The following is an 8,331-nucleotide window of genomic DNA, read 5'->3' as shown; positions in this document are numbered from 1 at the left end:
TCATGGCTCCATCCTCTCAAGAGTTGGAGCCTCCGGGAAAGCCGGGGCGGTTCACCCAGTTGGCGAAGCTGCCGATTGGTCGCGACGGTTCTAAAGCTCGCGCCAACCTCGCTGCCGTTCGACGGTCGCTGACGGAGCAAAAAGCCCGTGCGGAAGAAGTGTTGATTGGGCATGAGACTGATTTGAGCGAGTGGACTCGCCTACTTCAGGAGCGTGACATAGCTGCTGCCGGTGCAGTAGGTGCATTACGACCGCTCGATCGAATTGCCGACGCTCTCTCTGACGCTGCAAACCAGACGCAAAGCCTGAGCCAGATTCCACCTGGCTTATTGACCGGGCCTGCAAGCCAGGAGGGGCTGACGATTGCACACTCCGCACTGACCGAGATCTTGCAAGGGAAGGTCGAACGGACTCGGGCGCATATTTCAAGCCTTGCCTTGGTAAACGATCTTGTTGAAAGCTTTGTTGCGGCGCAGGAGCAGCTCGAAAAGCTCAATGAAGACCTCGCGGCAGCTAGTCAGACACTCGATAAACACGCGAACACGAGGGCTGACGGCAATGCCGCCTTGCAGGAGCATCAGGCCAGTATCCACTCTGCACAGCAAGAACTTACCAGCATCGGGCAGCAACTTGAGCGTCTGATTGGAGAAACCACTGCAAAACAGGAGATCGCTCACCGAAATGACGCGTTGACGTCAGCGATTGCTGCCCTACGCGAGGCTGAAGAAAATTCTCGTGTACTTCGCGAGCAGCATGAGCGCAACCAACGGGTTCGCAACCAGCATGCTCAGATTGACGCCCAGCTTCATGGCATCAACCAGACTGAGCAGCGCTTGGAGGCGAGCCGTCTAATGCTTGCCGACTGGCAGGCCACTGAGCAGCAAATCAGCGAGGTTGTTCAGCAAATCACGGATCTCGGAGTGCTCATCGATAAACAGAGCATCGATCGGGATGCCGAACGTTCCTCGTATGAGACGTGTAAAGCTGCGGAGGCCACTGCCCGATCATTTTATGAGATGCTCAGTTCTTCCGCCGACGCAATCCGTCAGGCCGTTGCATCCATAGCGCAACATCTTCCCGCTGACCAAGATCAATGCCCGCTTTGCCTGGAGCCGCATGGTGCAACCAAGCTTCAGTCCCGTGTGGCTCAAGCCCTTGAAGCGATCAATCCGAGTTTGACTGCAGCTGAGCAGCGATTGCGAGCTGCTGTGGAAGCGTTGACGGCCAGTGAGGTCGCGGTTGAGAAAGCGCAGCAAGCACTAGACTTCAGCCGAATGGAGCTGGGTGCTTTGGAGTCCAGCCGCCAGGATCTGGGAAGACGAGTTGCGCAGTTTCGTACCGATCCGATTTTGGCTAGTGACTCGCTCCCATTGGCAAGGGAGTCGCTCAGGCAGCAACTCGATAGTATTGCTCCTGCCAAAAAGCGTTTGACTGATCAGCGAGCGGCTTTGGACGCTCTCCCTTCCCCTGAAGCCTTTGAACAAACCGAGGGGGCCTTCAACTCGGCACAGCAGATGCTCGACTTGGCCCGAGTTCAACAGAGCGAAGCGTCTACGCGGCTGGATCAAGCAGTTGCCGCACTGGCCGCGCTCACCTCTGGAGAACCGCTGGCTCGTACGCTTGAGCAACTCACTGCAGAAAAAGCGCAGCTGGAACAGCAGATCAGCGATCTGAACGGGAAGGTTGAGACTGTGCAATCCGCCCTAGACACCCAGCAGCATCAGTTGGTTGAGTCATTAACCGCAGTCAAGGAGATCGAGGAAGAAATCCGAAGGGTTCAAACGCTCCTTCTTCAAATCCGCGCGAGCTGGCAAGAGCAGGATTTGACCGGCGACCCACTTGCGGAAGCTGCGCAGGCCCGTGAAGCGACACTGCGCGCTACGTTGACCCTCCTGGAGGGGTATGTTTCAGCACTCGAAGGCATTGGGGTGGAGATCTCTGCTTGGGCCAAGCTGAACGATTCACAACTGGCTCAGCGGTTGATTGATGCTCAGCGTCTTGACCGATCAGAAGAGGCCTTCGAAGCGTACCTCAATGACAGCATCAACGCGGCACGCTCCAGCTTCTTGCAGTTGTCCTTGATCTCGGACGCGATGGATTTGCTGGACGGCTCACTCAAGAAAGAAATTGAGAATGTTCAGAAGCATGTCGGCAAGGTGGTACCCCGCTGGCAGGCGCTGCTAAAGCGTGTCGTGCGAGAGTCCAGGTTCCACGAGGCAAGCCTGAAATTCTTCAACTCGTATAACAAGGATCGTGCCGGCGTTTCTGTACCGCTTGGCAATAAAGCGGTACCGGTACCTGATATCGCGAGTGAGGCACAGTTGACGGATCTTCAACTGACCTTCCTGCTCTCAATGGCGATGAGTCATCAGTGGTCTCCTTGGAAAGCACTGTTATTGGATGACCCGACTCAGCATCACGACCTGGTACATGCCTCTGCGGTTTTCGATTTGCTGCGTGACTACATCGTTGATCATGGTTTCCAGGTCGTTATCGCTACCCATGATGCTCTGCAGGCTCGTTACTTCATGCGCAAGCTGCAAAACGACGGAATTGAGGCCAAGATCTGGACGCTCGTGCCGACTGAAGATGGCGTCACTGCGCAAGCAGGGAGCTGGAAACAGCGCATTCAATAATGCAGATATCTTTCCGGGCCTTGATTTAAATGTAAGCTGGGCGCAAGCCAAGTCCTCACGGAGGTTGGCTTTCGCGCAGCGGTAGGTACGCATCTATAGATCCGCCATCTTGGGGCCGAAACAGCTCTTGGGGTATGACTGCTTCTGGCCGCTAGTGTGCGCTCTCTTGCTTGGATGGCATTACGTTCTGGCCCAACGTTACTGTAGCGAATCCGCAGCAGTATCAATCAAAGCCTCCTGTATCCCGCGTGAAGAAAGACGCTACGTTGCGCCCGTTCTTCCACGGCTTCGCTTGCCGCCCCGCTACGGCAGATTCGAAGCATTCATCGAAATGTCATCATTTAGAAGCAGTGCGTTAACAAGGAATTTCTACCCTTTGCATCGCGAACCGCAATTGTGCGGCCAGCAAATTTGCGAAAGGTGATCAAATGACGCCCCATCCGATACAGGACGCCGTGCTGCGGGTCGACCGGTTGAGCGTCGTCTACCCAGGCGGCGTGACAGCCCTACGCGATACCTCGATTGCATTTCGGCGTGGTGAGTTCACCGTGCTGCTTGGTCTCTCGGGCGCAGGCAAGTCGACCTTGCTCCGTAGCCTCAATCGACTCGTCACGCCCACTCGCGGCAGTGTCACCAGCGAGCTCGGTGAGCTCGGCAGCGGCTCGGCCTTGCGTCAGCATCGTCGGCGTACCGCCATGATCTTTCAGCACCACCAGCTAATCGAACGTCAAAGTGCACTGGCTAATGTGCTTACCGGTCGGCTGGCCTTTCACAACACGCTCCGCTCGCTGTTTCCTCTGCCGCGTGCCGATCAGGAGATTGCGCTCAGTTGCCTCGCTCGGGTCGGTCTGGCAGACAAGGCGCTAAGCCGGGTGGACAAACTGTCCGGTGGCCAGCAGCAGCGGGTAGGCATCGCGCGTGCGCTAGCGCAACAGCCCGCGATCATTCTTGCCGATGAGCCGGTAGCCAGTCTCGACCCGGCCACTTCGGTCCGTGTTCTCGGACTGCTGCGCGACATCTGCAAGGAAGACGGCATCACCGCCATCGTTTCGCTGCATCAACTCGAATATGCCCGCCGCTTCGCCGATCGCGTCGTCGGGCTGGCCGATTCTCAGATCGTTTTCGATGCCGCGCCCTCGGAACTCACCGATGCGCAGCTTGAGCGCATCTATGCAGGCCGCTCTACGACTCAGCCAGCAACTGCTCCGGCTGAAACCCCTGTCATGCTCGCACCTTCACTGGAGATGTCCCGATGAAACGCTTATCCGCTCTCTTATTGACCTGTTTGCTGTCCGCTGTTTCAAGTCTGTCCGCCGTAGCGGCCGATGCCGATCCGGATGTGCTAAAGGTTGCGCTGCTGCCGGACGAAAACGCCTCGGAGTTGATCAAGCGAAACCAGCCGCTGAAGGATTATCTGGAAGAGCATCTGGACAAGAAGGTGCAGCTGATCGTAACCACCGACTATTCCTCGATGATTGAGGCGATGCGCTTTGGCCGTATCGACCTGGCGTATTTCGGTCCGCTGTCCTACGTCATGGCCAAAAGCAAAAGCGACATCGAGCCCTTCGCTGCCATGGTCATCGACGGCAAGCCGACCTATCGCTCAGTGATTATCGCCAATGTGGCGTCAGGCGTGAATGAGTATGCCGACCTTAAGGGCAAGAAGATGGCCTATGGTGACCGGGCATCGACGTCCAGCCATCTGATTCCCAAAACCGTGCTTCTTGAGACGGCCGAGCTGACGGGTGGGCAGGACTACGAACAACATTTTGTGGGCACGCATGACGCCGTTGCCGTCAACGTGGCGAACGGAAACGCCGATGCGGGTGGGCTGTCGGAGGTAATTTTCAATCAAGTAGCCGAACGTGGCCTAATCGATCCGAGCAAGGTGAAAGTACTTGGTTACAGCGGCGAATATCCCCAATACCCCTGGGCGATGCGCTCGAACCTGAGCCCCGAGCTGAAAACCAAGGTGCGGGATGTATTCGTCGGTATCGACGATCCCGAAGTGCTGCGCAACTTCAAAGCCGAGGCCTTCGCGCCAATCACCGACGCCGACTACGATGTGATTCGCAACATGGGATCGCTGCTCGGCCTCGACTTCGCCACGATGTGAGCACCGATATGTCTACTCATCATGACGTGCAGGCGCTGCCTGCAGAGCAACGCGAGCACATCCTTCGAGGCTTCGGCCTCGGTTGGTGGCGCCAGCTGGGGCAGGTGGCAATTGTACTCGGAGTGGTGCTGTTGGCCTGCTGGTACGTGGGGCTGCTCGATGCCACCACGCTGCTGAACGGGCTGCCCTCCATCGCGACCCTGGCAGGCGAGGCCATGCCGCCAGACTTTTCGGGCTATCGAAGCTGGATTCGCCCGTTGATCGACACGCTGGCGATGAGCATCGCCGGCACGGCCATCGCAGTGGTGTTCTCGCTGGTGGTGGCCTTCGTTGCAGCGCGCAATACGGCGCCGCACCCCCTTGTGTTCGGTGTTGCCCGGGTGCTGCTCAATGCCCTGCGGTCGGTGCCGGAGCTGATCATGGGCATCATCTTCGTTGCAGCCGTAGGGTTCGGCGCCTTGCCGGGCGTGCTTGCCCTGGGTCTGCATTCGATCGGCATGGTCGGCAAGTTCTTCGCCGAGGCCATCGAGCACGTCGACGAAGCGCCGGTGGAAGCCGCTCGGGCGGCGGGGGCTACGCCGATGCAAGTGCTGCTGCACGCGGTTTTGCCACAGGTGACTCCGCAGTTCGCCGACGTGGCGATCTACCGCTGGGAATACAACTTTCGCGCCTCCACCGTGATGGGCATGGTTGGCGCCGGCGGTATCGGCTTCGAACTCATGGGCTCGCTGCGCATCATGCAGTACCAGGAGGTTGCAGCAATCCTGCTGGTCATCCTGGCCATGGTCACGCTAGTAGACGCCTTCAGTGGCGTGCTGCGCAAACGTTTCAAATAGGACAAACCATGCTGCCGAAACTCGTTATAACTCACCGAGTACACGATGAGATCCTGCAACTGCTGGCGCCACATTGCGAGCTGATGACCAACCAGAGCGACAGCACGCTGACGCGCGAGGAAATTCTGCGCCGCTGCCGCGATGCTCAGGCGATGATGGCGTTCATGCCCGATCGGGTCGATGCAGAATTTCTCCAAGCCTGCCCCGAGCTGCGTGTGGTCGGCTGCGCGCTCAAGGGCTTCGACAATTTCGATGTGGACGCCTGTACTGCCCGCGGGGTCTGGTTGACCTTCGTGCCTGATCTGTTGACGGTCCCGACTGCCGAGCTGGCGATCGGACTGGCGGTGGGGCTGGGGCGGCATCTGCGCGCAGCAGATGCGTTCGTCCGCTCTGGCGAGTTCCAGGGCTGGCAACCACAGTTCTACGGCACGGGGCTGGATAACGCGACGGTCGGCATCCTTGGCATGGGCGCCATCGGACAGGCCATGGCTGAGCGCTTGCAGGGATGGGGCGCGACCCTGCAGTACCACGAGGCGAAGGCTCTGGATACACAAACCGAGCAACGGCTCGGCCTGCGCCAGGTGGCGTGCAGCGAACTCTTCGCCAGCTCGGACTTCATCCTGCTGGCGCTTCCCTTGAATGCCGATACTGAGCATCTGGTCAACGCCGAGCTGCTTGCCCTCGTACGGCCGGGCGCTCTGCTTGTAAACCCCTGTCGTGGTTCGGTAGTGGATGAAGCCGCCGTGCTCGCGGCGCTTGAGCGAGGCCAGCTCGGCGGGTATGCGGCGGATGTATTCGAAATGGAAGACTGGGCTCGCGCGGACCGGCCGCGGCTGATCGATCCTGCGCTGCTCGCGCATCCGAATACGCTCTTCACTCCGCACATAGGGTCGGCAGTGCGCGCGGTGCGCCTGGAGATTGAACGTTGTGCAGCGCAGAGCATCATCCAGGCGTTGGCAGGTGCGCGCCCAATCAACGCTGCGAACCGTCTGCCCCAGGCCGAGCCTGCCGCATGTTGAATCCGGTCTGGCTGAAGAGCCTGGTAGCGATCGTTCAAACAGGCAGTTTTCAGAGCGCGGCGAGGGCGTTGGGGCTGGCCCAGCCGACGGTGTCGCAGCACTTGCAGAAGCTTGAAGAGCAGGTCGGCGTAACGCTGGTGCAGCGCAGTCGTAGAGGCTGCCAGCCTACCACACGTGCGCTGGCCTTCATGCCGCATGCGACCGCCTTGCTCGACATGCACGCCCGGGCGCTAGAAGCCCTGCATGGAAATAGTGAGCGCGTCGGGGCCAGCTCCAACATCGGCACCTACCTTCTCCAGCCATTCGTGCGCAGCTATCTGACGACCGCAAATGAGAGGGGCGAGGTGGATCTGCGCATCGCCGCCAACCCGGATGTGGCCGACCAGCTACTGGCGGGCCAGCTCGACGCCGCGATCATGGAATGGTGGCTACCTCACCCCGACTTCGAACACCGCCTCTGGCGGGTCGAGCCGCTGGTACTTATCGTCAGCCCCGACCATCCGCTGGCTGAAGCAGGGTGCATAGAACGCGATCGTCTGGTGGACCTGCCGATGCTGGGAGGTGAACCGGGTAGCGGTACCGGACGGCTTCTGACCGAATACTTTGGCGAGCTGGGCGTGCCTCGCAGCGGTATGCAGCTAGGCAGCACCGAGGCAGTCAAACAAGCAGTCAGGGCGGGACTCGGCGTGTCGTTGGTGATGGCTTCCGCAGTACAAGACGAAGTTCGCAGTGGCGCGCTGGTAGCTCTTCCCATCCCGGGGCTTGAAAAGCGTCTCCAACTGATCTGGCGCAAACCGCCCGGAAATCTGCACCCGCCGGGATTTGTGCGGCACTTATTGGCCGATAGCTACAACTCGCTAGAAGCTGTTATCAGCTACGCGCCCGCGATGCCTAATCTCACCGTCTAAGCGAAAACCTGACTCCAATCTCTATCTACTAGGACAGTGCATGCCTGCGGCGCTCCACCGAAACATCGACTCGAAACCTTTGAGAGCTTCGCAACAGAGTCATAGGTAATAGGTTCGCCAGATTGATTGATCAGGACGCCGCCAGCTCCCCGCAGAATTGCGTGTCCAGCCACCACATCATGAGCAGATACAGGAACAACTGAGACTGCCGCAACACCATCTCCAACGGCGACCGTAGCCAGTCGGTAGGCAATACTAGGCATCGGTAAGCACACAGAAGGAGCGCAAAGCGCTGCGTTGACCTCTGGCCTCGCCAAAGCTCCCGTACTTACCAGCACGTTGCTGTCCGCTCCTAGCTGGAGTGTACTAATCGAGCTTTTCAAAATCTGTCCATTTCTACTGATGCCGGCCAGCCCCTCGCACCAAGCGATACAGTCTGGTCCTCTCCCGTTCGTGACCGGCGCATGAACCACGCCGAGGACAGGCTCTGCCCCCCTCAATAGGCCGACAGAGAGCGCTGTCCCTCTGAAGCCCCGAAGGAAATCCCGGGTGCCGTCGTTAGGATCAACTACCCAACAATACTCAGCACCAGTCAATGTTGAGCCCGTTTCCTCCCCCCAAAAATCGCAGTCCAGAGCAGCCAGAAGCTCTTCTCTCAGCAGGGCTTCAATCTCTACGTCGACCTCCGCCTTGTCCCCATATCCACGTGGACCCGATGCAAGCTCACATTCCGCTGCTAACAACTCTCCGGCGCCGAGAACAATCCGAATCGTGCAGTTCAAGAGATCAGTCAGAATCATGACGGGACCCTGTGTC

General features: G+C 58.9%; 7 protein-coding genes. 6 read left to right on the top strand and 1 reads right to left on the bottom strand.

All coding sequences use genetic code 11. The features are described from left to right. The 6 genes from AC2LD7_RS18040 to AC2LD7_RS18015 all read left to right on the top strand — a co-directional run. Positions 1-2,636, top strand: a 2,636-nt coding sequence (locus AC2LD7_RS18040) for a coiled-coil domain-containing protein (protein WP_484599085.1), incomplete at its 5' end; no start/stop codon positions are given. Between the two features lie 428 nt (positions 2,637-3,064). Continuing rightward, complete coding sequence (phnC, locus tag AC2LD7_RS18035; RefSeq protein ID WP_003117867.1) at positions 3,065-3,892, top strand: phosphonate ABC transporter ATP-binding protein; 828 nt, start codon at positions 3,065-3,067, stop codon at positions 3,890-3,892. Continuing rightward, positions 3,889-4,752, top strand: coding sequence for a phosphate/phosphite/phosphonate ABC transporter substrate-binding protein (phnD, locus tag AC2LD7_RS18030; protein ID WP_003117866.1), 864 nt, complete (start codon positions 3,889-3,891; stop codon positions 4,750-4,752). Before phnC ends, phnD begins: the two co-directional genes overlap by 4 nt. Positions 4,753-4,760: 8 nt before the next feature. Continuing rightward, positions 4,761-5,588 (top strand): phosphonate ABC transporter, permease protein PhnE, encoded by an 828-nt coding sequence (gene phnE / locus AC2LD7_RS18025; RefSeq protein WP_003298907.1) that lies wholly within the window; start codon positions 4,761-4,763, stop codon positions 5,586-5,588. Positions 5,589-5,596: 8 nt separating this feature from the next. Further along, positions 5,597-6,607, top strand: a complete 1,011-nt coding sequence (ptxD, locus tag AC2LD7_RS18020) for a phosphonate dehydrogenase PtxD (protein WP_003152798.1) — start codon at positions 5,597-5,599, stop codon at positions 6,605-6,607. Then, positions 6,601-7,515 (top strand): LysR family transcriptional regulator, encoded by a 915-nt coding sequence (locus AC2LD7_RS18015; RefSeq protein WP_003298906.1) that lies wholly within the window; start codon positions 6,601-6,603, stop codon positions 7,513-7,515. The genes ptxD and AC2LD7_RS18015 overlap by 7 nt, the downstream gene beginning before the upstream one ends. Here the strand turns inward: AC2LD7_RS18015 and AC2LD7_RS18010 are convergent. Next, entirely contained in the window at positions 7,512-8,315 is an 804-nt protein-coding gene (locus tag AC2LD7_RS18010; protein WP_082041293.1) for an inositol monophosphatase family protein, read from the bottom strand. The two genes, AC2LD7_RS18015 and AC2LD7_RS18010, sit on opposite strands and share 4 nt — an antisense overlap. Positions 8,316-8,331 lie beyond the last annotated feature (16 nt).

This window comes from Stutzerimonas sp. (assembly GCF_982611455.1).
Note: the sequence above shows the minus strand (reverse complement) of the source record. Positions and strands in the feature narration are given on the sequence as shown.

Bases quoted from the DNA above. Each gene is read 5' to 3' on its own strand.
- phnC (WP_003117867.1), top strand. From the start codon at position 3,065: ATGACGCCCCATCCGATACAGGACGCCGTGCTGCGGGTCGACCGGTTG.
- phnD (WP_003117866.1), top strand. From the start codon at position 3,889: ATGAAACGCTTATCCGCTCTCTTATTGACCTGTTTGCTGTCCGCTGTT.
- phnE (WP_003298907.1), top strand. From the start codon at position 4,761: ATGTCTACTCATCATGACGTGCAGGCGCTGCCTGCAGAGCAACGCGAG.
- ptxD (WP_003152798.1), top strand. From the start codon at position 5,597: ATGCTGCCGAAACTCGTTATAACTCACCGAGTACACGATGAGATCCTG.
- AC2LD7_RS18015 (WP_003298906.1), top strand. From the start codon at position 6,601: ATGTTGAATCCGGTCTGGCTGAAGAGCCTGGTAGCGATCGTTCAAACA.
- AC2LD7_RS18010 (WP_082041293.1), bottom strand. From the start codon at position 8,315: ATGATTCTGACTGATCTCTTGAACTGCACGATTCGGATTGTTCTCGGC.